The organism is Treponema pedis (assembly GCF_017161325.1).
GTDB classification, from domain to species: Bacteria; Spirochaetota; Spirochaetia; order Treponematales; family Treponemataceae; genus Treponema_B; species Treponema_B pedis.
Window position 1 is genome coordinate 530,766 of record NZ_CP045670.1, and the last position, 24,086, is coordinate 554,851.

19 protein-coding genes are annotated in these 24,086 nt (G+C 39.0%); 6 read left to right on the forward strand and 13 right to left on the reverse strand.

Translation table 11 applies throughout. The features are described from left to right. Position 1: 1 nt before the first annotated feature. Positions 2-730 (reverse strand): 5'-methylthioadenosine/adenosylhomocysteine nucleosidase, encoded by a 729-nt coding sequence (locus DYQ05_RS02315; RefSeq protein ID WP_206183762.1) that lies wholly within the window; start codon positions 728-730, stop codon positions 2-4. A gap of 151 nt (positions 731-881) precedes the next feature. On the opposite strand from DYQ05_RS02315, the gene DYQ05_RS02320 reads away from it, so the two are divergent. The 4 genes from DYQ05_RS02320 (at position 882) to DYQ05_RS02330 (ending at position 4,474) form a co-directional block, all read left to right on the forward strand. Next, positions 882-2,168 carry a hemolysin family protein gene (locus DYQ05_RS02320; RefSeq protein WP_020964289.1) on the forward strand — a complete coding sequence of 429 codons (1,287 nt, stop codon included), beginning with the start codon at positions 882-884 and terminating at the stop codon, positions 2,166-2,168. Next, positions 2,165-2,884, forward strand: coding sequence for a CNNM domain-containing protein (locus DYQ05_RS13550; RefSeq protein WP_252723481.1), 720 nt, complete (start codon positions 2,165-2,167; stop codon positions 2,882-2,884). The genes DYQ05_RS02320 and DYQ05_RS13550 overlap by 4 nt, the downstream gene beginning before the upstream one ends. Then, entirely contained in the window at positions 2,859-3,443 is a 585-nt protein-coding gene (locus tag DYQ05_RS13555; protein WP_252723482.1) for a transporter associated domain-containing protein, read from the forward strand. The genes DYQ05_RS13550 and DYQ05_RS13555 overlap by 26 nt, the downstream gene beginning before the upstream one ends. Positions 3,444-3,508: 65 nt before the next feature. After that, on the forward strand, positions 3,509-4,474 hold the full coding sequence (locus DYQ05_RS02330; RefSeq protein WP_194076071.1) for a phosphodiester glycosidase family protein: 966 nt from the start codon (positions 3,509-3,511) through the stop codon (positions 4,472-4,474). Between the two features lie 10 nt (positions 4,475-4,484). Here DYQ05_RS02330 and DYQ05_RS02335 read toward each other — a convergent pair whose 3' ends face one another. From DYQ05_RS02335 to DYQ05_RS02365, 7 genes are all read right to left on the reverse strand, one after another. Next, positions 4,485-6,443 carry an ABC transporter substrate-binding protein gene (locus DYQ05_RS02335; protein WP_252723483.1) on the reverse strand — a complete coding sequence of 653 codons (1,959 nt, stop codon included), beginning with the start codon at positions 6,441-6,443 and terminating at the stop codon, positions 4,485-4,487. A gap of 62 nt (positions 6,444-6,505) precedes the next feature. Further along, positions 6,506-7,462, reverse strand: a complete 957-nt coding sequence (locus DYQ05_RS02340) for an ABC transporter ATP-binding protein (protein WP_206183763.1) — start codon at positions 7,460-7,462, stop codon at positions 6,506-6,508. Then, positions 7,462-8,448 carry an ABC transporter ATP-binding protein gene (locus DYQ05_RS02345; protein WP_206183764.1) on the reverse strand — a complete coding sequence of 329 codons (987 nt, stop codon included), beginning with the start codon at positions 8,446-8,448 and terminating at the stop codon, positions 7,462-7,464. Before DYQ05_RS02345 ends, DYQ05_RS02340 begins: the two co-directional genes overlap by 1 nt. 60 nt (positions 8,449-8,508) lie before the next feature. Further along, entirely contained in the window at positions 8,509-10,470 is a 1,962-nt protein-coding gene (locus DYQ05_RS02350; protein ID WP_041610118.1) for an extracellular solute-binding protein, read from the reverse strand. 97 nt (positions 10,471-10,567) lie between these two features. Next, entirely contained in the window at positions 10,568-12,529 is a 1,962-nt protein-coding gene (locus DYQ05_RS02355; RefSeq protein WP_029410525.1) for an ABC transporter substrate-binding protein, read from the reverse strand. Between the two features lie 100 nt (positions 12,530-12,629). Further along, on the reverse strand, positions 12,630-14,111 hold the full coding sequence (locus DYQ05_RS02360; RefSeq protein ID WP_020964297.1) for an ABC transporter permease subunit: 1,482 nt from the start codon (positions 14,109-14,111) through the stop codon (positions 12,630-12,632). Between the two features lie 4 nt (positions 14,112-14,115). Beyond that, positions 14,116-15,138, reverse strand: a complete 1,023-nt coding sequence (locus DYQ05_RS02365; protein ID WP_206183765.1) for an ABC transporter permease subunit — start codon at positions 15,136-15,138, stop codon at positions 14,116-14,118. Between the two features lie 266 nt (positions 15,139-15,404). On the opposite strand from DYQ05_RS02365, the gene DYQ05_RS02370 reads away from it, so the two are divergent. Both DYQ05_RS02370 and DYQ05_RS02375 read left to right on the forward strand, forming a co-directional pair. Continuing rightward, positions 15,405-16,496 carry a putative NPN-dependent ornithine cyclodeaminase gene (locus DYQ05_RS02370; protein WP_024466510.1) on the forward strand — a complete coding sequence of 364 codons (1,092 nt, stop codon included), beginning with the start codon at positions 15,405-15,407 and terminating at the stop codon, positions 16,494-16,496. 12 nt (positions 16,497-16,508) lie between these two features. After that, positions 16,509-17,606 carry a putative NPN-dependent ornithine cyclodeaminase gene (locus DYQ05_RS02375; protein ID WP_024466511.1) on the forward strand — a complete coding sequence of 366 codons (1,098 nt, stop codon included), beginning with the start codon at positions 16,509-16,511 and terminating at the stop codon, positions 17,604-17,606. Positions 17,607-17,645: 39 nt separating this feature from the next. Here DYQ05_RS02375 and DYQ05_RS02380 read toward each other — a convergent pair whose 3' ends face one another. From DYQ05_RS02380 to DYQ05_RS02400, 5 genes are all read right to left on the reverse strand, one after another. Beyond that, on the reverse strand, positions 17,646-18,443 hold the full coding sequence (locus DYQ05_RS02380) for a TrmH family RNA methyltransferase (protein WP_029410527.1): 798 nt from the start codon (positions 18,441-18,443) through the stop codon (positions 17,646-17,648). A gap of 3 nt (positions 18,444-18,446) precedes the next feature. Further along, positions 18,447-19,598, reverse strand: a complete 1,152-nt coding sequence (locus DYQ05_RS02385) for an iron-containing alcohol dehydrogenase (protein WP_024466513.1) — start codon at positions 19,596-19,598, stop codon at positions 18,447-18,449. A 282-nt stretch (positions 19,599-19,880) separates the two neighbouring features. After that, a complete protein-coding gene (locus tag DYQ05_RS02390) occupies positions 19,881-20,864 on the reverse strand; it encodes a GGDEF domain-containing protein (protein ID WP_024466514.1) in 984 nt (327 codons plus the stop codon). Next, complete coding sequence (locus DYQ05_RS02395; protein ID WP_024468869.1) at positions 20,857-21,825, reverse strand: GGDEF domain-containing protein; 969 nt, start codon at positions 21,823-21,825, stop codon at positions 20,857-20,859. The genes DYQ05_RS02390 and DYQ05_RS02395 overlap by 8 nt, the downstream gene beginning before the upstream one ends. 74 nt (positions 21,826-21,899) lie before the next feature. Continuing rightward, entirely contained in the window at positions 21,900-24,056 is a 2,157-nt protein-coding gene (locus tag DYQ05_RS02400; RefSeq protein ID WP_206183766.1) for a hypothetical protein, read from the reverse strand. Positions 24,057-24,086: the final 30 nt, after the last annotated feature.

Sequence of the window (24,086 nt, forward strand, 5' to 3'; positions counted from 1 at the left end):
ATTATACCTGCCGTATCATTTCAAGAACAAGTTGTGCGGAATTTCTTGCAGCCTGCTTTGAAAATTCGTCATAGGAAATTTTTGCGGCGGTTTGCTTTCCCGCATTATCGGAAATACTGCGTAAAATTAAAAAAGGAATTTTATTTAAAACGCATACTTGCGCTGCGGCGGCTCCTTCCATCTCCGTACAGGCGGGAGAAAAATTTTTAATTATACTCGCCCTCAATTTTTTATCCGAAACGAAAGTATCTCCCGATGCAATTCTTCCTTCAACCGACTTTATATTCTTAAAGTCTTTATTTTCAAGTTTTAACTTTTTAAATGCTTTAACCGCAAGATTTTTTAAACCTTTATTCGAAATCCAATATGCCGATTTTGTTCCGGGTACTTGCCCCAAAGAATAACCGAAGTCCGCCGCATTGACATCATACTGCACCGCATCGGAGGAAACTACAATATCGAATACATTTAAACCTTCCTTCAAACCTCCTGCCGTTCCGGTATTTATAATTAAATTAACTTTAAATTCGCTTATAAGAATTTGACAGCACATGGCGGCATTAACCTTTCCTATTCCGCTGCAAGCAAGAACGATTTTTTGTCCGTTAATAATTCCTTCATAAAAATTTATTCCCGCAATTTTTACGCTTCCTCCGTTTAAATAGCGCTTTAAAAGTTTTATTTCCTGTTGTTCCGCTCCGAAAATTCCTATCGTTTTCGTTCCTATCATTTGTACGTTTCTCCTTTAAAATCGTTTTATTGTAAACGTATTATATAAAAAAGATATAAAATTTGCAATGAATGACGTATATTAAAACATCCCTTGCAAATAACATATCCGCCGCCTTGACAAAATTCATAAATATGATATTATAAATAAAATGAATGAACCTCCGCCGCAATGGCTAAACCTTTTAATCCTCGCTGTTTTACTCTTTTTGTCGATGATTTTTTCATCGGGTGAAACGGCGTATTTATCCGTAAATAAACTAAAAATAAAATATTTACGCGAAAAGAAAAACAGACAGGCAGCACGCGTAGAAAAAATTTTACAAAACAAACAAAAATTTTTAACCTCATCGCTTATAGGAAACAGTATTGTAAATATTTTAATTTCCGTTATTTTAACCGCAATTATGGTAGAGCTTGTAGGCTCAAACGGACTGGGGATTGCAGTAACGGCAGCAACAATTGCAATTTTAATTTTCGGAGAAATTTTGCCGAAATCTGTTGCCTTAGTTTTTTCCGAATCGATTGCCCTAAAATTTTCCGTTTTTATTATGTTCTTTATGAATATTTTTTCCCCCGTTGTTTGGATAATTTCAGGCTTTACCGCTTCCGTTTTAAAACTGTTCGGAATAAAAAACACGGATTCAAACCAAGCCTTAACCGATGAAGATTTAAAAGATTTTTTTGATGTAAGCGAAGAGGACGGTACTCTCCGTTCGGCAGAGCGGGGTGTTTTGGAAAAAATTTTAAACTACGGCGATATAAGCGTAAAAAATATTATGACTCCGCGTCCCGATATAGTTGCAATAAAAACCGATGTTTCTCCTAAAGAAATTATAGAGATTTCACAAGTCTCGCGTTTTTCCCGTTTTCCCGTTTACGAAGAAGCAATAGATGAAATATGCGGTATTTTTTATATAAAAGATTTTTTATTTGCCGAAGAAGATGAAATTTATTTCGATATAAAAAAATATTTACGTAAGCCCGTTTTTGTTTTTGAAAACACCGAGCTTTCAAAATTACAGGAAATTTTTAAAACCGAAAAACAAAATATGGTCGTAGTTATAGATGAATACGGCGGCACTCTCGGTATTGCAACCTTAGAAGATTTAAACGAAGAAATATTCGGAAATATTGCTGATGAATACGATTCCGATGAAGCCGCCGCGGACGATATAAGCATAACCGAAGATATATCCGACAACTCGGTTCACTGTATTTTGGGAAATATACGGCTTTCGGATTTAAACGAAGAATTGGGAACATCATTTTCTTCCGAATACTACGACACGATAGGCGGTCTTGTTATGGAAAAATTCGGCAATGTTCCTGAAATAAATTCTTCAATTAAAATTGAAAACTACATATTCACCGTTACAAAAACCGAGGGAAACAGAATAGCCGAATTAACTGCCGAACTTTGCGGAGATGATGAATGAATTTAATTTTATTGATTATAGAGTTTACAGTATTACTTTTATGCGCCGCTTTTTTTTCAGGCACGGAAACCGGGATAACCGCAATTACACGCAGTCAGTACAAAACAATAAAAAAAAGCAAAACAAAAACAAACAAGCGGATTTCATTTCTTATTGAAAAAAAAGATGAAATTGTAAGTGCAACATTAATAGGAACTAATTTCGTAAACACTCTTTCCTCCGGTTCGGTAACCGCATTCGTACTTGCGGAATACGGACAAAAATATCTTCCTTCGGCAACGGCAATTACCGCAATTTTAATAATTATCTTTGCGGAAATTTTACCCAAGGCTTTTGCAACACAAAAACCTGTGGAACTTACAAAAGCGGCTTCCCATATTTTATGCTTAACAAGATTTATCTTAAAACCTCCCGTTTTTATCTTTTCGGCAATGTCGAAATTTATAATTAAAGTTTTTTCAAAAAACAAAAAAACATCGCCTATAACTCTTTCGGAAGATTATTTAAAAACGCTCATTGATATAAGTTTAGCCGACGGAACTTTCCAAACCGGAGAACATGCTTTAATTATGCGAGCAGTTAAACTGCACGAATTAAAGCTGCACAGCATAATGACAAAAAAAGAGGATATGACGGCAATCGAAATAAATTCTTCATTTGACACAATGGTAGAAACATTTAAAAAAAACTATGTTTTCGCGCCTGCCCGTTTTTGATACCGAAAAAGATAATATTGCAGGTATTATTCATTATAAAGACTTACTCTTTTATAAAACCAAAACGCATAAAAAAAACGGAATAAATATACGCAAAATAATACGTCCTACAATTTTTATTCCCAAAACCGCAAATATTTTTTCCGCACTAAAGACAATGAGCAAAAATAAAAAAAATATGGCTTTTATAATAGACGAATACGGAAACACGGCGGGTCTTATTACAATTGACGATATAAGTTCCGCAATTTTCGGTTCAATCCAAGATGAATATTCTAAAATAAAAAACGACCCCGCAAAAAATTTAAGCATTATAGACGGAAATCATATCAGAATACCTGCGGCGATTCCGATTATAAAACTGAATGAAATATTAAGAACCAATTTTCATTCCGAATACAACAGTACAATAGGCGGTTTAATTTTAGAAAGGGCGGAATATTTGCCTAAAGAAAATGAAACGATAAAAATAGGCAAAGTGGAATTCACCGTAGAAAAAATTGAAAACAGTAAAATTATATCGCTGATTGCAGATGTTTCCGAACTCATTGCAGGTTAAAATATTGTAAAAAAAAGTTTGAGGCTGTTGATAATTTCATATTTTTAAAATATACTCTTTTCATTATGTCGCAAAATAAAAAAATCAACAAACTCGCTGCGAAGTGCCGGAATACCGTTTACAGCCCTGAACGGATTAAACATTACGCACGAGTAAAACATAACATATTTAAAATTTATATTGCCGTTTTAATTTTACTTACAAGCTGCGCAAGTCCGCCCGTAACGCGCATAGCATATCCTTATAAACCTGAAAAGCTTAACTTAAATTGGAAAAGCATTTGCAGCGGAATTGAAATTGCAGATATTTACGACAAGAATTTACCGCTTATAGGGCATATAGTAAAAATTGATTTACAAAATCCCGATATTTCCGTAATTACTTCAGAACCCGCTCTTTTTAAAAACAATGAAGGTCTTATACGGGCGGAAACAACATATAATTTTGCAAAGCGGCACAATACGGTTGTAGCCTTTAATGCGGCGGCATTTCAAACAAGTTCTCGGCTGTCATATTTATTCGATTCGCATCGTAAAATACTGGGTATTCATATTGCTGAAGGAAAACAAATGAGTCCCGTAAATGAAAGTTTAGCGGCAATTCTTTTTTTTGATAAAGGCAAAGCGGAAATTATAAGCCGTCAAACGGAACGGGCCGTCCCCGAAAATACCGTATGTGCGGTAAGCGGCTTTTCCGTTATTTTACGAAATAAACAAATAGTAAAATCATCCGTAAACGTACGCGATTCCCGTATGGCGGTAGGTCTGGCAAACGGCGGACTTACGCTTTTTGTACTCTCGGTTGAAGCGGAAAATACATATAAGAGCCAGGGCCTTACCTATGATGAAACGGCTCTTCTTATGCTGGAACTCGGTGCGGAAGATGCTATGCAATTGGACGGCGGAGGCTCAAGTACTTTAATTATTAACGAAAAAGGAAAACAACGCATAGCCGCACCTACTATAGGGCCTTTAATATTAAGACGCGTTGCAAGCAATGTCGGAATTATATACAAACATCTTCAAAAATAAATGAGCCTTTTTATTTATATCTGCCGCTTAACGAATAAGAGTTTTCTTCAAGCATTTTATTTTCAGCCTTTGCCTTTTTACATTCGGCTTCTATTTCCGCATCGAACCACATATAACCGAACATAGGATTATCTAAATTATTCTGATAACGCATATTAAGCCATGAAGGAAAACATATCCACTTCCATGCCATCACATCTATAGTATTTTTATAATATGAAGGAACCATTAAGGCGGCTTCATCAACTATTTTTTCAATCTCCCGGTTTATTACGGCTTTTTCTTCGTAAGTTAAGCCGCTTTCATTAAACCGCTCCAAAAGCCTATCCAACTCGGGATTGGAATACCCGAAAAAATTTTCAAATGTTTTTTTATTTGCAAAAGATGAATGAAGCAAGGTATAGTTATCGGGAATCCGATAAGAGGGAAGAGCTCCCCACCACGCTTGATAATCGCGGCTTGAAATTTTATTAGTCATTCCTCCCGAATAATACTTAAACTCCAAATTAACGCCTGCCTTTAAGGCTTGAGCATATAAAAAGCCGAAAATTTCCCGTTCTTGTTCATCTTTAAAAAAAATAAAAAAAGATAACTCTTCTCCCTTATCGTTTACCAAAATACCGGAAGAGTTAAGAGTTTTATATCCGGCTTTTGCAAAAAACTCCATAGCTTTTTGAGGATTAAAAGAAGGCTTTACAATATCGGGATTATTAAATTCAGCCTTTCCCCAAGTCTGCCCTACACCCATAGTATGAAGTCTTTTTCTTTGCCCCGCAAAAGCCTTATCGATAAGACCGTCCATATCTATTGCATAATACAAACCTTGCCTTACAAAAATATTATCCAACGGTTTTGCCTGCGTATTAAAAAATATTCCGGTCGGACCGGATACCGGAACATAAAACCCCTTCCATAAATTAACAAACCCCTCCTTTACATTTGCACTTGTTTCGGCAGAATCCCATTCGATATAATTATCAATATGAATTATATCAAACATTCCGAGTGCAAATTTCCTAAATGCAGGGGCCTTACGTCCTACAATTATCCTATAATAAATCTCATCAAAATTTGCAACACCTTTAAAATGGGGATAAGAATGAGCCCACCAATTTTTAACTTTTGTAAATTTCAATCCATGGTTAATATCATATTCAGTTAAAATATAAGGACCTGTTGTAGGCTCAACAATTCTATTATATTTTTCAATCCAATTTTTAGGAATTTCTCCGCCGTAAAAATGCTCTGCAATAGGTTTAAAATTGGTAATATCAAGAAGCTCATATTCCGAATAAACTTGTTCACCTAAATATTTAACGGAAACGCAATAGTCATTTATCTTTTTTATTTCAAGATTTTTTGCACGGTAATTTTGGAGCGGGTCTACAATGAGCTTTGATTTTAAGAATTTCGCGGCAAAAAGCCAATCATTTGCCGTACAAGGAACACCGTCAGACCAAAACATATTTTCATTAAGTTTATAATAAACGGTTTTATTTTGTATATCCAATGCCCAGCAAGTTGCGGCACAAGGCATAAATTCCCGCGATTCAAGCGATTCCCACAAAAACGGCATTTGCGTATTAAAAAGCCGAACGGAAATATTATCCGCGCCGGGGCCCGCATAACGGAAAGAAGTGGGGATATCCCCTAAATATGTATAATACGCTCCGCCTTTTTTTAAACCTTGTGAAGAAATATCTTTAGGCTCCGAAGTATACCATTGTAAATAAGAAGGAGTATCCGGAACATAAAAATTTTCAGCTTTAACGGGCGGACAGGAAAAATCAGGTGTTGTCCGCATTTCATTTTGTAAAATAGCATTATAAGAAGACACGGCGGACTGCTCCGAATAAGAAGCTGAAGTCTCAGGTTTACAGGAAATTAAAAAAAAACCGTACAAACTTAAAAGAAAAAAAAATGTTGCAAATTTATTAAAATTTATACTGAAAGAAAAGTTTGTTTTCAATTTTATCTACCGAAAAAAATACAGGTACCGAAACCCGGTACCTATTATCAGTCTAATCAATTTTAAACTAAATGGCAAGCACACATATGACCGTTTCCGATATCTCTTAAAACCGGTTTTTCCGTCATACATTTATCTACCTTTTTTACACAGTTTAAATGAAAAGGACAACCCGCAGGCAGGTTAATAGGAGAAGGAATCTCTCCGGTAAAGGGAATTCTTCGTCTTCTGTTAGCAGGATCCGTATCGGGAATCGCTGCAATTAGAGCCTGCGTGTAAGGATGCACAGGGTTTTCATATATAATTGAAGATGTTGCAAGCTCCATAATATTCCCCAAATACATAACTGCAATTCTATCCGACATGTGTCTAACAACATTTAATCCATGCGATATAAATATTACCGTAAGATTTCGTTTTTCCTGCATATCTAAAAGTAAATTTAAAACCTGTGATTGAACGGAAACATCTAAAGCACTTACAGGTTCATCGCAAACAACAATCTTCGGATCAATGGCTAAAGCCCTTGCTATGGCAATACGCTGCCTTTGTCCGCCTGAAAATTCATGCGGATATCTATAATAAGCATCTTCGGGAAGGCCTACGTCTTTTAAAAGACTTAAAACCTTGTCTTTACGCTCATCAGCCGTCATTTCAGTTTGAATAATCAACGGCTCTTCAATTACATATCCTACATTCATACGGGAATTCATAGATTCGGCTGGGTCTTGAAATATCATTTGAACATCTCGGCGAACATCTTTTAACTTTCTTTCCGGCATATAAGTAATATCATTACCTTTGTACCGTATTACACCGGAAGTGGGTTTATAAAGTCTCATCATAGCGCGGCATAAAGTACTTTTTCCGCAGCCGGTTTCCCCTACAAGCCCCAAAGTTTCACCTTCATAAACGGAAAGCGTTACACCGTTTAAGGCATGAACAACAGCCTTAGTATATTTTCCTTGTGCAAATTCTTGTACCAAGTTTTCAACTTCAAAAATGGGTTCTCTGCTCATTATATTTCCCTCGCTCTAAAACATCTAATCATATGATCAGGTTCAAATTCTTCCAAAATCGGCGTATTTGACCGACAATACTCCGTTGCATGGCTGCATCGGTCGGCAAAACGGCAAGTAGAAGGATATGCACGTGGAGTCGGAACATTTCCCTTTATATACGGAAGGCGAGTCTTAGGCTCCGAATTAAGTTTAGGCATTGAAGCTATAAGGCCTCTGGTATACGGATGCCTAGGATTTTTAAATATAATATCTACGGAAGCCGTTTCTACAATTTGACCGGCATACATAACCGCCACTTGGTCACTTACTTCGGCAACAACTCCCATATCATGGGTAATATAAATAACTCCCATGTTATTTTTCTCTTGTAAGGCCTTAATTAAGGCTAAAATTTGAGCCTGAACTGTAACGTCCAAAGCTGTGGTAGGCTCATCGGCTATAAGCAATTTAGGATGCCCTGCAAGTGCCATAGCAATCATAACACGCTGCCTCATACCGCCTGAAAGCTGAAAAGGATAGTTGTTAAGACGTTGTTCGGCAGACGGAATTTCAACATCTTTTAAATATTTTAAAACATGAGTAGATAATTCTTCTTTTTTAATGTCTGGACGATGCAGTTCCAAAACCTCACCGACTTGCTTTTTTACCTTATGAACGGGATTTAAAGCCGTCATAGGTTCTTGAAAAATCATAGCAATAGAAGAACCGCGCATCTTATACATTTCTTCTATAGGCAAATCAAGTACATTTCTGCCTTCAAAGGTTATCGAGCCCTTTGTAATTTTACCGTAAGGGTGAGGTAAAATACGCATTATGGAAGAAGCCGTAACGCTTTTCCCGCAGCCGGATTCACCAACCAATGAAAGAGTTTTCCCCCGCTCAAGTTTTAATGCAATCTTATCTAAAACCTCCATAGGCTTGCCGGGACCGGTTTTAAACGCCACGGATAGGTCTTCTATTATAAGAAGCTCATCTGCACTCATATATAACTCCATCTAAAAAAAGGCAGGGGCGGACAACAGTCTGCCCCCTGTATTTGAAATCTATTTTAAAATATATCTTTCGGCAAGATGCCAAACCTGAGGTTCGTAAGTTTTGCCTTCTTCCATAGCTTTTTGAACTTCAGCCTTGATATTTTCATCCATCCACATCCAGCCGAAGTACATCGGATCCGCCCAACCGTAAAAGTCGATAAATTTTGCATTACCCCATGAGGGAAAACGAATCCACTTCCATGCCGCTATACGCGAAAAATCCAAGTAATAACCGGGTATAATCAAGGCTTCATCATGCACAATGCGCTGAATTTCTTTGTCTATCCTTGCAAGCTCATCAAGCTCTGGTCCGGATTCTTCGATTGCAAGAAGTTTTTCCATTTCGGGGCTCCACCACCCGAAAAAGTTGTTTGTAAGAGGTTTTTCGGCATTGCTTTTTGAAAAATATTCCCAGTATTTAGGCGGTGAATAAGTACTCATAGAACCCCACCATGCCTGAAATTTTCTATTTAAAACATCGTTAAAAGCACCGCTTGCCTGCATTTTAAGCTCAATTTCGACACCCGCTTTTTTTGCCTGTTCTTTAAGAATTGTAAGGCGTTCGGTATGATGAGCAGCAATATAAAGAAGCTCAAAAGAAGCCCTTTCGCCAGCCTTATTCATAAGAACACCGTCCGGGCCTATTTCGGTATAACCGGCTTCGGCTAAAAGCTCTTTAGCCTTATCGGGATCAAAGTCGGGTTTTTTGATAGTTGTATCATCAAAATAAACACCTGCCCAATAATGTCCGACCCCGATATTGTGGTAACGAGTGTATTCTCCGTAAAGGGCTTGGTCTATCATACCCTGAATATCTATAGCATAGTACATAGCCTGGCGCACTTTTTTATTGCTGAAAAAAGGAACTTTTGTATTGATAAATATACCGGCAAGTCCTTCTGCAGGCAGAAAATGAACCATCCAGCGGTTTATATAGCCGTTCGTAATATTCTCATTTGCAGAGGCTTTTCTCCAAATGGCGGGAATTGCAAGCCCGAACGAGTCCAACTCGCCCTTATAAAAATAGCCTTCCATAACGTCGGCTCCGCCGGTAATAAGCTTATATTCAATCCTTTCAAAATTATACTGGTTTTTGTAATATTCGTATTCTCTTGCCCACCAGTTTTCAACGCGCTTAAACACTAAAAGCTCACCCTTTACGCTTGCATTTTCATCGAAAACGTAAGGTCCCGTAACGGGTTCGGCCTTCCAGTTATATTCTTCGTACCACCCTTTTTCAAGTTTTCCGCCGTAAAAATGTTTGGGGCGAGGAGCAACGTTGGTGGATTGTATAAGAGTTTGTTTATCCAATTTTGCCGATTCCAAATATTTAACCGAAATACAGTAATCGTTTATTTTTTTTATTTCGCGTTTGCCGTACCAGTTGTTATACCACGGGGCTTCAAGATTGGGAGAAGTCATAAACTCGTGCATAAATACATAATCGTCAGCCGTACAGGGATTACCGTCCGACCATTTAACATGCTCATTTAATTTGTAATACACGGTTTGATTGTCCGCGCCGAAAGCCCAGTGTGTTGCGGCACCCGGTATTCTTTCTTTTGTTTCAGGGTTTAAGCCGAGCAGCGCATATGACTGTAAAAAAAGATCTCTCGAACTTATATTCGATTCAGGTCCCACAGTGCGGTATGTCGTAGGATATTCTCCCAGTGAACTGTGAAAAACACCTCCCGGTTTTGTACCTTTTGAAGTCCAATCTTTAGGATAACTTGTAAGCCATACTACCTGTTCGGGCAGCCCTTCAACCTTAAGCTCTTTATCTTCAACTGTAGGACTTTCAAAATCGGGTAAGCCTTCTTCCAATTCCTGCCGAGTCAGGTTTTCAGCAGCCAGTACGGCACCTTCAGCTGCACTCGCGCCGCCCGTTTTCCCTCCGCCGCAGGAGCTTGTCAACATAATAAAAGCCAATACGACCGCTATAGTCGCCGTAAACTTTTTGATATTTTCCATAAATATATCTCCTATAAAAAATATGTTATTGAAAAAACGGGGCAATTTTATATGTTTCAAAAAAAAGACGCCCCGTTATAATTTTACTCCTTAAAACCTACTTAACCTTGTAGCGTTCGGAAAGGTTCCAAACTCTCGGCTCGTAAGATTTATTGTTTTTCATAGCGTCGAGAACTTCATTTTTAATGTCCTCATCTATCCACATCCAACCGAATTTTATCGGGTAGAGCCAGTCAGTCTGGTCATAGAATTTTTGAGTTCCCCATGCGGGATAGCGAACCCATTTCCATGCACCGCAGCGAGCATAATCCAGATAATAACTCGGGATAATTAAGGCTTCTTCGTGTACGATACGCTGAAGTTCTTTATGAACCCGCGCAAGTTCTTCCAATGAAGGTCCTTCTTGCTCTATGGCGAGAAGTTTTTCCATTTCTTCGCTCCACCAACCGAAAAAGTTATTGGTAACCGGTTTTTCGGCATTTTCTTTAGAAAACAACTGCCAATACTGCGCGGGTGTAGTGGTAGTCAAACCGCCCCACCATGCCTGAAATTTTCTATTTAACACCTCGTTAAAAGAGCCGCTCGCTTGAAGTTTAAGCTCAATTTCAACGCCCGCTTTTTTTGCCTGTTCTTTGAGGACGGTCAGTCTCTCGGTATGGTTGGCAGCCGAGTACAACACCTCGAACGACGCTCTTCCGCCCGCCTTATTCATAAGAATACCATCCGAGCCTATTTCGGTATAGCCCGCTCCGGCCAAAAGCTCTTTAGCCTTATCGGGGTCAAAGTCGGGTTTTCGGATGCTGTCATCGTCAAAGTAAACGCCGCCCCAAAAATGTCCTATACCGATATTGTGATAACGGGTGTATTCTCCGTAAAGGGCTTGATCTATCATACCCTGAATATCTATGGCATAGTACATAGCCTGCCTGACTCGTCTGTCGCTGAAAAATGGTGTTTTTGTGTTAAAATATATACCGTAAAGCCCCTGTACAGGTACGGAGTGTACATTCCAACGGTCAATGTATCCGTTTGTAACGTTTTCGTTTGTACCGGCTTTTCTCCAAAGAGAAGGTATGTTTAAAGGAAAATAGTCCAATTCCCCTTTATAAAAATAACCTTCCGTAACATCGGCACCTCCCGTAATAACTTTCAGCTCAATACGTCCAATGTTGTACTGTTTTTCAAAAAAGGGATATTCCCTTGCCCACCAATTTTCAACCTGTTTAAAGATGAGCAGCTCGCCTTTTATACTCTCTTTTTCATCAAAGACATAGGGTCCTGTAACGGGCTCGGCCTTCCAGTTAAAATCCTGAAACCAGTTTTCTTTTACTTCACCGAAAAAGTGCTTAGCCCTGGGAGCAATGTTTACAGTGTCCAAAAGCGTTGCCTTATCCATTTTTGCCGATTCCAGGTATTTAACCGAGATACAGTAATCGCTTATCTTTTTTACTTCCAGTTTTTTATAATAGTTATTGTACCAAGGTGCTTGAAGATTAGGCGAAAGCATAAAATCTTTCCACATATAAACATAATCATCGGCAGTACAGGGTTTACCATCCGACCATTTGACATGCTCGTTCAGTTTAAAATAAACAGTCTGATTGTCTGCGCCAAAAGCCCAGTGAGTTGCTGCATATGGGAAAAATTCTCTCGTTTCGTCGCTTGTACCTACCAAAGTGGCCAACTGGAGGAAATAGCTTCTGGTAACTAAGTTTGATTCAGGCCCTATCGTTCTGTAAGTTGTAGGATACTCCCCGATAGCTTGATGGAAGGTTCCTCCTACCTTAGTAGCTTTGGACGAGATATCTTTAGGATAACTTGTAAGCCATGTTACTTCTTCAGGCAGGCCTTCAACTTTTAAACCGGAATCTTCAACGGGCGGACAGGAAAAATCCGGTGCACCCGCCGCAATTTCTTCTTGCATAATTTTTTCCGCCTTTGCTACCGCACCGTCGACGGTGCTTCCGCCTGATCCCGAACCGCCGCATGAGGCAGCTAAAAAGGCAAAAACCGAAACTGACACGATTAACAATGTTAATCTATTAAGGTTTTTTTTCATAAAACCCTCCTTAACGTTTAATTTATATAAATTAAAAAGTCGTAACACTGACCCGGGAGCTTTCCCTCTTCGGGGGTTCCCAAAGGCAGAACGGAGCTTTTTATTTATAAACCGTAAAACGACGCGGGTCAAAAGCATCCCGCAAGCCCTCTCCTATAAAGGTTATCATTACCAAAACAAAAACGGAAGCGGATACGGCCGATGAAAGAATCCACGGAGCTTCGACATAAGTCGCCGTACCTACGCTTAAAAGCTCTCCCCAGCTGGGCGTCGGAGGCTGTAAACCGTAGCCGAGGTAATCTAAAGCGGTTAAAGCTCCGATATTCCCCGAGATAACAAATGGCAGCGATGTAACTATAAGAACTATAACGTTGGGCAGTATATGCACGGTTATAATCCTCCACGTGCTTGCGCCCATCGACTTTGCCGCAAGAATATAATCCCTTTCTCTCTCACGGTATGTCATTGCCCGCATGCTCCAAGTTTTGCCCGACCAACCGAAAACAATATTTATAAGGGTAAACATAATAAATGTCGGCTTGAAAATTGAGGCTAAAATCATAATCATATACAGATAAGGGATTCTTTCCCAAATTTCTATAAAACGCTGAAAAAGCATATCAAAGGTTTTACCGAAGTACCCCATAGAAATACCTATAATCGTGCCTATAAAATAGGTTGCAGCGGCTACAAGCAAAGCAAAAGACATTGCAATCCTGAAGCCGTAAAAAAGTCGTGCAAATACGTCACGCCCTATTCTGTCAGTTCCCAAAATATGCCTGGTTTTAAAAGAGGGGGCCGTCGGATGGAACATTTGCCCCTTATCTCCTTTTGCATACCTCACCGTAAGAATATTATCGTCGCCCATATCTATACGATTGTCGGCCGTACCGAGTTTAAGCCATTTATAATCTGCAGGTTCAAAGGATTCGGAAGAAGTTTTTTTGCCGGTCGCAACTCCTATCCAGTTTTTCTTGTTTGAAGGAAAATCCGACATATCTTTACCTTCGCCCGAACTTGCAAATTTTACCCAAGTATAAACCTCACCCGTTTTAATACCGCCGGTTTCTCCCACCGGCACCCAAGTATAGGATTCCGGATTATCCTGCGGCAAGTCGTCTTTTGAAGAAAGAGCCAAGCCCAGTACGGGTGTACTTTTAAAGGTTAAAGCCAAAGGAGCGTTTGAAGCATCCGATTCGAAGGGGTTATAAGGAATTACGGGCATAAAAAGCCAGCCCCTCTTTGTTTCGGATAAATGCTTTTTAAACGCACGGTAATCAAGTTCCAACTCATTACCTACACGGAAGTTAAAGTCTGAGGCGAGAAGAATACGACTGTATGTCGGAAAATAAAGTTTTCCGTCAACAACCATAATAAGCGGTCGGTTCGAAACAAAAAGTTCCGCAAACAACGATAAAATATAAAATACGCCGATTATAACAAACGAGTATTTAGCCCGCTTAATTTCTTTAAAACGTTCAAAGCGTTTTTTTGTTAAGGGATCGATTGCAAGCCTGTTTTTAACAACACCCCAATATTCTTTAAACTTTGAAATTTTTTGTTCAGTATTTTTTTCTTCCATAAAGTTACTCTCCCAGCCTTATGCGCGGGTCTACCATTGAAAGAATAAAGTCGCTGATAATGTTTCCCAGAAGACTCAAAAGAGAAGTCATAACCAACGAACCTAAAACTACGGGGTAGTCCCTGTCTTCAATCGCGTTAAAGGAAAGCAATCCCATACCGCTTATGTTAAAAATCTTTTCGATAAGGAACGCTCCTGAAAAAAATATCGTAATTAAACCGCCCAAGCCCGCCGCTATCGGAATAATACTGTTTCTGAAAGCATGCTTCCACATAGCATCTTTAAAGGTGCGTCCCTTTGCTACAGCGGTTTTTACGTAGTCCGAAGCCATGGTTTCCATAAGGTTGTTTTTCATAGTTATGGTCATCGACGCAAAAGATCCTATCATATAGGCTATCATCGGTAAAAAGATGTGCCATATATTGTCTCCCACTTTTTGAAAAAAACTCATTTCGGCGTAATTTCGCGAAAATAAACCGCCCGACGGAAACCAGTTAAGCGTAAAGGCGAAAAATTGTAAAAGAATAATAGCGACAATATAACCCGGCAAAGCGTAGCCTATAAAAATTACAACCGACGAAGCGTTATCAAAAAATTGCCTGTGTTTTAAGGCTTTTTTTACCCCTAACGGAATACATATCATATAAACAAGAATAATTGATATAATACCGAACCTCAACGAAACGGGAAACTTACTGACAATCATTTCAAAAACAGGATCATTATACTTTGTGGAGCGCCCCATATCGCCGCGTAAAAGTTTAAAAAACCAGTCGGCATAAGCGAGAGGCCAAGGCTTGTCAAAACCGTAAAAAGCTTGCAGATCTGCAACGGTTTTTTCATTTATTACACCCATATTTTCTTTGCTCGAACGACCGCCGCCTTCGCCCTGTCCCAGCATCATCGACATAATAGCCTGCTCTACAGGACCTCCCGGCACGGCACGTGTAATTGCAAAAACAACTAACGTAATGCCGAAGAACGTAGGAATAATCAATAACAACCTTCGCACAAAATAATTATTCATTATAGATCTCCAAAACCGAAATTAATATATATGGAAGCATACTCAAAAAAAGGGGAAAAAGCCCACATACATACTTACGGGGCAATAGTCTATCATATTTTTAAAAAAAAGTCTATAGAAAATATACGGCAAAATAAGAGTATTTTATAAATTTTAAAAATAAAAACCGCTTATTATCCCTTATATCCGTGCTTGACGGTTAAATAAATTTATGCTACTATGAGTTATACCGTGCCGAAGCACGGTGAATATACCCGGAGGATATTATGTCATTTCAATTGCCTAAGTTTACTCCGCCGAATTTCAATTCAGAACAGTTTAAAAATTCGCCGGACGTAAAATATGCGAAGGTTTTAAAAGACGGAGTTGCACCGGCCGGCTTTTATTTAACGTCTCACCTGCCTACTTATTACAGGTACAACGGTTCTTGGATTTTACCGCAGCGCAGTTCTCTTAATTGCGCCGCCGTAGTTAAAAACGGTTCAATCGTAATAAAAGAGCTGCGCGATTTAACCGAAGGTGAAGAAGTTGTTATTGCGGAGGTATCGGACGGCTCGGAAGGCGTTTTTAAAAGCGCAAATTCGTTTGATTCCGGAGTTATACAAACTTCGGGGAAGGCTGTAGAAACTTCTTTTACAGGCGATTACAACTTTCTTTATGAATTGATGAAACATGAAAAAGAAAACGGCGGATACATTGTGTGGGTTATGGGACCGTCCGTAGTTTTCGACCATGATACGCGGGTAGCTCTTTCGGAGCTTGCCCATGCAGGTTATGTAAATTCCTTATTGGGAGGAAACGCTCTTGCTACACACGATTTGGAGGGAGGTTATTTAAATACCGCACTCGGACAAAATATTTACACGCAGGAATCCGTTCCTATGGGACATTACAATCACTTGGACCTTTTAAACGAAGTAAGACGTGCAGGTTCCATAAAAAACTTCATTACAGAAGGACATGTAAAAAACGGTTTTATAAAAACGCTTACCGAATTAAATATTCCCTTTGTTCTTGCAGGTTCTATCCGCGATGACGGGCCATTGCCTGAAGTTTATCAAAAAGTAACGGAAGCTTTAACGGCAATGAAAAAAGAAACCGATAAGGCAACGCTCATTATTTGTCTTGCAACAATGCTTCATTCCGTTTCAACGGCCAATTTAGCTTCAAGCTACCGCGTTGCAAAAGACGGCTCCGTCCTGCCCGTTTATATGTATACGGTAGATGTAACCGAAAATGTAACAAATAAAATTTCGGCTGCACGCGAAAATATTGCGGTACATTCCATTGTTACCAACGTTCAGGATTTTGTCGTTAATGTTCAAGAGGCGTTGGTACCTAAAAAAACCGCAAAATAGGAGGAAAAATAAATGTATAAACTTGAAATACCCGTATATAGAAACCCCGATTTTACACAAAAATTTTTAAGCGACGCACCTAATGCAAAACTTGTAGAAGTGGAACGCGACGGAATTTCTCCGGCGAATTATCATGCCCTTTCCGTATTTCCGGAGTATTTTAAAATAAACGGGAAATGGGTGCTTGCAACCGAAAGCCGAATGGATACCGTTTGCGTTGCGAACGATACGCCCGGGAAAGAATCGGTTAATATTGTAGAATTTAGAAATTTAAAAAAGGGAGATAAGGTTGTAGTCGGCAGGACGGAAGATGCCAGTGAAGGCATTTATGTTTACACCGGAGGTTTTGAAGCGGAAGAATCTTCCGCCGATACCTTTGCTTTCCGTTCCGGACGCTCGCGCGAAACGGCTTTTTCGATAGATTACGATAAACTTTATCAGGTTCTTGAACATGAAAAAAAGAATAACGGCTATGTAACTTGGATTTTAGGCTCGGCAGTTACACTTGACGGAGGCTCCCGTAAGGCTTTGGAAAAACTTGTAAGAGAAGGTTATGTTGATGCAATTCTTTGCGGAAACGCATTAGCCGCCTTCGATTTGGAGCAGGCAACTTTCGGAACGACTTGGGGACAAAAAGTTTTTACTAAAGAGCAAAATACCAACCGCACTTATTATGAAACTATAAATATGGTTCGTGAAGCCGGTTCGATTGAGGCTTATGTAAAATCCGGAAAACCCAAAGACGGCTTTGTAAAAGCATGCGTTGACTGTAATGTGCCCATGGTGCTTGCAGGAACAATCCGCGACCGCTTTGCCTTGCCGGGAACTTATGATAATGTTTATGAAGCCCAAAACGCTATGCGTAAGCATGCGCGGAAAACTTCCACCATCATAATGGTTTCCGCTGTACTTTTTACAATTGCTACCGGAAATATGACACCCTCTTACAATGAATTTAACGGAACCGTAAGACCGGTTTATATGTACACAATAGATATTCAGGAATTTACCGTAAATAAACTGTCCGACAGAGGAACGTTAACGGCAACTTCTATTGTAACTAATGCTCAAGACTTTATGAAGAATTTGGGAAGGGCATTAACAAGCTGATTAAAATCCAAAACGAAAATCCTGAGCTAAGTTTTGCGCTTAGCTCAAGATTTTTTCCGTTAAATGCCCGCACCACTTATTCATACAAATTCCGAAAGCGACACTTACATTTATCGAGGCCTTAATTCCATACATGGGAATCGTTATTATATTATTACCCGCTTTTTTTAAGGCTTCAGGGCTTACGCCCAATTCCTCAGAGCCTATAACTACAATACCTTTATCGGGGAATTTAAATTTGTTTATATCGGTACCGCCGGTTTCCAAAACAATTAAAGGAAGCTCAGGGAGCATATCAAGGCACGCTCTTTCCCACGGTAAATATTCAGTGCAGCCCATTGCCGTTCTTTTAGCCTTCGGATTTTCAGGAGAAACGCAATTTTCCGATAAAAAGATTTTTTCGACACCGAAGGATTCCGCCGTTCTAAAAATAGAGCCTATATTAAAGGGTGTGCGGATATCTTCAGCATAAACATAAACACCTTTAAAAAATTTTCTTCGGAATGCGGCAATTTCTTCAGGTTTGGAGTCGGGTAAAATTAAATCCCATTCCGAAGGAGAAATATCCAATTTTTTGTAAAGCTCGTAGCGTGTAAAATTTATTATATTACGTTTCGTACTTTCATCCGGTTTTTCAAACCATTTGTAAATTTTATTAAGTGCATCTTTTCCCAAATCTTCCGCCGCAATTTTTAAAAGACTGCGCAAATAAAACAAATCTAAAAATTCATCCGGGCGGTTTTGTACATAGGCATTTTCCGCAGCTTCCAAAATGCGTAAGATTTTCCTACACCGCTGCTTTTGCGGAAGATTGTAAAGCTTAAAAATCTCGGGCATAATTTAAAATGCCTGTTTAATAATTTCAAAAATATCGCGGCTGGACATCGGATGCGGAATATAATTCATAAAACTTAATTTAGCGGCATCTTCCGATACGGGAACAAGGGCTTCAATAGTTAAATCTATATCTTTTAAACGGGTAGGCAAATTCGCCTCTGCAAGCTGCCTGCGTATTTCTTCAATTCCGCGTTTTGAAAGCTCTACCGCATCTCCTCCCTCAGGCATTGTTTCACCCAACATTCTCGCAACCGAAGCCGTTTTCGCCAAGTTTGAAGAAATTGTATCGTTTAAAACATACGGAAGAAGTATGGTTGAAATAAGAGAGCTTGCAATCCCGTATTTTCCGCCCGCTGCAAGAGAAATTGCCGTACCCAATCCGGGTGCGGAAGCCGCGATTCCCATTGAGGAAAGACATGCAGCCTGTGTAAGCAACTCTTCACGCGAAGTGCCGACAAGTTTTTCTCTTTGAGGGTCAAGTGAAAGCAGATATATTGAAATTGCTTTTCCTAAAACGGTTTCCGAAAAAAAACTTCCCTTTGTGGAAACATAGCCTTCAAATGCCGTGCTTAAACCGGCAAAACTCATTGCCGTCATTGCATTGGGCGCAAGTCCCGCATAGGTATTGGAATCGAAAATAACAAGTTTGCAAAGACCCTCTTGAATTTTCAATAAATTTACCGTCCTGCTGCGAGAGTCTAAAATTCCGCTTGTAGTTCCGAATAAAAACGGATTGTTGCAGGTAGTAGGTATTTGAATAAATGGAAGGGGTTCGGCGGTTATAGGTTCTCCTTCAATGTAATTATAAATCGATTTTGTTTCATTATATAAGGAGGCTATGGCCCTTCCGATAGAACAGGCAACCATATCACCGCAAGCAATTACGCCGCGTATACGGGCACCGCGGGCAAGGGATAAGGCCCTTTCTATTATATCGGAATCCGGAGTTTTACCGAATCCGTTAAAAGTAAATAACGAAATATGTTTTTCTTCCAGCGCATTTTTTATTTTTTCGATAAGTCCCAAATCTTCAAAAAAAGGGTCGGCTACAAACATAAAATTATTCCCGAATTTAATAGCTTCTTCGCCTATGCGTGCAAGAGAATAATTTCCTAAAATAATATTCGGTGAAAGCCTAAAAACAAAATCCGCCATTTATAATTCCTCTTGTTTAAATTTCGGCAGACTTTTATAAAACTTAAATAAAGATAAGATTTATCAAAACGGCATACAATAAATCGAGCACCTCAAAGCAAGCTCGATAAGTGTTTTTAAGCGACGCCGTTTGCGTTGCTTAAAATAAACCTTCCTATAAAATAAACAACCGGAAAAATCTTCAGATTTTGAGGATTGTTTATTTTCCCGCGCTTTTGCAAGCGCAGCTTGAAAACGGCATACAATAAATCGAGCGCCTCAAAGTAAGCTCGATAAGTGCTTTTAAGCAACGCCGTTTGCGTTGCTTAAAATAAACGTCCTGTTTCTCCCCTCTTCTTTCGCCTTATAAAGGGCGTTATCGGCAAGCTTTAATAATTCCGCAGCCGCAATACCGGGCGTATAATGTGCAAGCCCTATAGAACAGGAGACCCTTAAATCCGGCTGTTCGGTAAATACAAGAGTGTTTACACTTTCACAAACTTTTTTGCATTGCATTTCAGCTCTTTCAAAAACGCCTTGTATTATAAAGCAAAACTCATCTCCGCCGTACCTTATTAAAATATCTTCCGAATTAAAACAACGTTTAAAAGTATCGGCTATAGCTAAAAGAATTTTATCGCAAAACACTGCACCGTATTCTTTGTTAAGTTTTCCGAAATGGTCTATATCAACCATTGCAAGATTTACGTCTTCATGCCTGCGTATTCCGCGTTTTATAAGACTTTCAAAAGATTCATCTAAATACCTTCTATTGTACAATCCCGTAAACTCATCGGTAATAGCTCTCTTTTTCGCGTCATCGCCCCATTGAATAATTTGAGAAAGCAGGCTGTCCGTATCAACTAACCTATGGCTGGTAATTTTAAGCATATTGTTTAATACCGAAGCCGCAATTTTAGGCTGGTCTATTATAAGCGAAGAGAAATCTTGAGATTTAAGCACAAGACACGCAACAGGTTCTACAGCCTTGCAAGTTGCGGAGCGAAGCTCCTGTTCAAGCATTGCCATTTCTCCGAAAAAATCTCCCGCTCCCAAACGTACAAGCTCTATTTCCTTTCCTTCGCTTTTTACGGAAACGGCAATCGTTCCTTTTACTATAATAAAAAGCTCATTTCCCGGCTCTTTTTCGTATACCAAAGTTTGATTCTCATCAAATTCCGAATAAAACATTGCGGAGGCTAAAACTTCAATTTCTTCCATAGCCAGACCGCTGAAAAGTCTTGCTTTTTTTAAGGTTTTAAGCCATTTTTGTTTAGATTCATTCATTTATATCCTCCGCAAAAAGAATTAAGGAGCCGCCGCGGGCACGTCCTTTAAGAGGCATTTCGGCACAAAGTTTTATAAATTTTTCCGCAATATAATCCGTTTCAGGATAAATTAAAACTCCCAAACTCATACTTAAATTAAAATCGGCATTTATAACGGGAGAAATATCTAAAGCTTCAAGTTCACTTTTTATTTTTTCGGCAAGAGCTGCGGCCTGCTCACGGGATTGATTCGGCGTCAAAACGGCAAATTCATTTCCCTGATAGCGGATTAAAACGGATTCCGTATCCAAAAAACAGCTTAAGCGGCTGCCGATAAATGCAATACAGGCATCTCCTTTTTCATGTCCGTAAGTATCGTTAATTGCCTTAAAATTGTCGGGTTTCATCATAATAAGCGAAAATCCGGTTTTCATAAAATTTAAAATATTTTCATCAAGATAAGCCTTGTTCAATAAACCTGTAAGTTTATCTCCGTAAACCTGTTTTTGCAATTCCTGCATAAGGGGAGAGTTTTCTTTAATAAGAGTATTTGCTTTTCGTGTCCTTTTTGCAACCGTAATTAAAAAAGATTTTAAAAGATGTGCGTATACCGAAAGATTTCCCGCCAACAAATCGGAAGCGCATTTTCCGTCTTTCGGAAATGAAAGAATTACGGAATTTTCGTTTGCCGAAGCTATCGCATTTTGGTTTTGACCTGTAATCATAGCGGTTTCTCCGAACATTTCTCCGGCAACGAATTCGGCTAAAGCGGTATTATCTTCGGAAGAAAGAATTATTATATTACCCTTTAGGATAAGATAAAATCTATCGCCTTTTTGATATTGATTAAATATAATATCTCCTTTTTTATAGGAATCTACATTGGAATTTTCCGCGATAACTCTTAAATACTCCGTACTCCAGCCCGTAAAAAGAGGTGTTTTACTTAGCGCTTTTATTTTTTGTGCATCGGTAACCATTTCTTTCCGCCTTAAAGTATAATATACCACATTTTTATTAAAATTTGAAGTTATTGATTTACGGCTTAAAAAAGTTATTTTTTAAGCAGCTTGCTCATTACGGTAAAAAAATCTTTAATATTCATTTTAAATACTGCATGGAGAACAAGCCAGCCTATTGCCGAAATAATTATAATAGTTGCAATTGCAATCAGCCATTTTTTTCCGGTTTTTTTATCGGCGAACGGGTCCCGTCCGATAAGGCGCGAACCTGAGGGAATTAACTTAAGCTTAGTCATAGAGCCGCCGAACGGAATATTTATTTTAAGCTGAGTATTTATTGCCCAGCCGTTTGCTTCCAATACAGGCCCTATACTGCGCTTACGTAATTTTATTCCTGCAAGAATTACAGACGGTCCTGAAATAAGCAAGAGAAGCCCTATAACTCCGGCAGGGAGCCAAAAGCCCAAGCCGAAGAGAGCTTGCAGTATACCGCTTACTAAGGCTGAAATACCGCCTATCGCCGTGCCTACTAAGGCAATTGTGCCTAAATCGAGTTTTTTCGGCGTTATAGGCTTTTCCAAAGTTCCGGCTTTATCTGCAGAAGCGACCGCCGCTGCCGTTTGCCCCAGCTTTTCTTCGGATTTTTTATCGGCGTCCGCAGCACGTTTTGCAATTTGACCTTCTATCATTGCCGAAAGTTTTCGGTACGGCAAAAAAAAGGCTTCTTTTAAACTGATAGGATTTATTATTACCCTTGTTACGGTTGCGTCCCAATCGTTCCCTTCGCGGTCATAAAAAATTCCGTTCCGTCCTGCGATGATTGTATTGCCGCTGCCGTTTGTAAACATAGCTAAAAGCTTTTTTGTTTCACCCTTGCGTTTTATATCGCAATAAACCAAAAAAGAACCGGTTATAGGGTCAAGAGATGCGTGCCGGGCATCTTCCGTTAAATAAAAGCATAAATCGGCAGAGCGCGAATCGAAATATAAAATACCGGCTTGGAATACCGCCCCTTTACCCTCGTAAAAGTCGGTAAACGTAATAAAGTTATTAAGAAGGCGGAATATGTTTCTGCGGTATAATACAAGTTTTTCCAAATCGGAAATTTTTGAGCGCTCAGCTTCTATATAAAGTTTTTTCTCTATAAAGGAAAAAAGGCCGCTTTTTTGTTCGGGCCGTATTATTTCTTTTAAATATTCGACTCCGAGTTTTGAAACCTCAAATTGAGGTTTTGATTTTTGCCATAAAGAATATGCACTTAATTTTTCTTTTATTACGTTCCAATTATTTTCGGAAAGAACCGTTAAATTTCCTAAAAGAGGCGTAACGGTATTGTCGGTAAATATTTTTATTTTTGCAATCCACGCGGGGTTTATACCTTCAGTAAGCGGAAGAGGTTTTTCTTCGTCAATTGAAGCAAGAGGCAATGAAGCTAAAAAGCCGTTATTGCCGCTTAAAGATTCCGTAATCAAAGATTTAAAATTTTCACCGTCGGCGCAAAGAGAAGCCTTTGCCTTAGGCTCATATTTTGCAAGTTTACACCGGATAAAAAAATCATCTATTTTTTCTTCTACCGGTTTTAAGGACTCTAAGGCTTTTTCCGTTTGCTCTTGAGAAAGCGGAAGAACCCCGTCTTTTTGTAAATCGTCATTCCATTTTAAAAACGGCTTAACCTGTTCATAAAAAGTATTTATTATTTTTTCCGCTTCCGCTGAAATATTGGTTGAGTTATAAGAGCCTGAAGCAATAATCGCTTCAAGAATTTTATGCATTTTTTCTTCATCGGTAGAATCTTCCGAAAGCTCCGCCGATACGGTAAGGATATGCTCCGTAAAGAATTTTTTTTGCGAGTGAACATCTTCAAGGGTAATTTCTTTTTTATCCCCTTTTTTGATATTCTCCAAAAGCATTTTCGCTGAAGAGGCAAGGTCCCGATTTTTAAATTCTTCAAGAGGAACTGAATCGCCTTCTTCCAACAGCAGTTCCGGATTTTTTATATTTGAACAAATCCAATCAACCGCATTTAAAAGTTCTTCAGGTTTTATATGCCCGTCATTGTCGGTATCGATAAGTTTTGCGGTTTCTCCGTCAAAAACAATTCCGTTTACCGGCATGGATAAGGCTGTCCACAATTTTAAATCAAGTTCTCTTAAATGTAAAAGCTCTTCACCTGATGTAAGCTGTACTTGAGTTACTCCGCCGAATCTGACGAATTTCCATTTATAAGATTTATTTGTATTTATATCCATAAAGTCTCCCGTAATTTTGCTATATTATTT

Coding starts and splice junctions, on each gene's coding strand:
- DYQ05_RS02330 (WP_194076071.1), top strand. CDS start 3,509: ATGTCGCAAAATAAAAAAATCAACAAACTCGCTGCGAAGTGCCGGAAT.
- DYQ05_RS02365 (WP_206183765.1), bottom strand. CDS start 15,138: ATGAATAATTATTTTGTGCGAAGGTTGTTATTGATTATTCCTACGTTC.
- DYQ05_RS02355 (WP_029410525.1), bottom strand. CDS start 12,529: ATGAAAAAAAACCTTAATAGATTAACATTGTTAATCGTGTCAGTTTCG.
- DYQ05_RS02345 (WP_206183764.1), bottom strand. CDS start 8,448: ATGAGTGCAGATGAGCTTCTTATAATAGAAGACCTATCCGTGGCGTTT.
- DYQ05_RS02400 (WP_206183766.1), bottom strand. CDS start 24,056: ATGGATATAAATACAAATAAATCTTATAAATGGAAATTCGTCAGATTC.
- DYQ05_RS02390 (WP_024466514.1), bottom strand. CDS start 20,864: ATGAATGAATCTAAACAAAAATGGCTTAAAACCTTAAAAAAAGCAAGA.
- DYQ05_RS02360 (WP_020964297.1), bottom strand. CDS start 14,111: ATGGAAGAAAAAAATACTGAACAAAAAATTTCAAAGTTTAAAGAATAT.
- DYQ05_RS02375 (WP_024466511.1), top strand. CDS start 16,509: ATGTATAAACTTGAAATACCCGTATATAGAAACCCCGATTTTACACAA.
- DYQ05_RS02320 (WP_020964289.1), top strand. CDS start 882: ATGAATGAACCTCCGCCGCAATGGCTAAACCTTTTAATCCTCGCTGTT.
- DYQ05_RS02385 (WP_024466513.1), bottom strand. CDS start 19,598: ATGGCGGATTTTGTTTTTAGGCTTTCACCGAATATTATTTTAGGAAAT.
- DYQ05_RS02380 (WP_029410527.1), bottom strand. CDS start 18,443: ATGCCCGAGATTTTTAAGCTTTACAATCTTCCGCAAAAGCAGCGGTGT.
- DYQ05_RS02370 (WP_024466510.1), top strand. CDS start 15,405: ATGTCATTTCAATTGCCTAAGTTTACTCCGCCGAATTTCAATTCAGAA.
- DYQ05_RS02350 (WP_041610118.1), bottom strand. CDS start 10,470: ATGGAAAATATCAAAAAGTTTACGGCGACTATAGCGGTCGTATTGGCT.
- DYQ05_RS02340 (WP_206183763.1), bottom strand. CDS start 7,462: ATGAGCAGAGAACCCATTTTTGAAGTTGAAAACTTGGTACAAGAATTT.
- DYQ05_RS13555 (WP_252723482.1), top strand. CDS start 2,859: ATGTTTTCGCGCCTGCCCGTTTTTGATACCGAAAAAGATAATATTGCA.
- DYQ05_RS02395 (WP_024468869.1), bottom strand. CDS start 21,825: ATGGTTACCGATGCACAAAAAATAAAAGCGCTAAGTAAAACACCTCTT.
- DYQ05_RS02315 (WP_206183762.1), bottom strand. CDS start 730: ATGATAGGAACGAAAACGATAGGAATTTTCGGAGCGGAACAACAGGAA.
- DYQ05_RS13550 (WP_252723481.1), top strand. CDS start 2,165: ATGAATTTAATTTTATTGATTATAGAGTTTACAGTATTACTTTTATGC.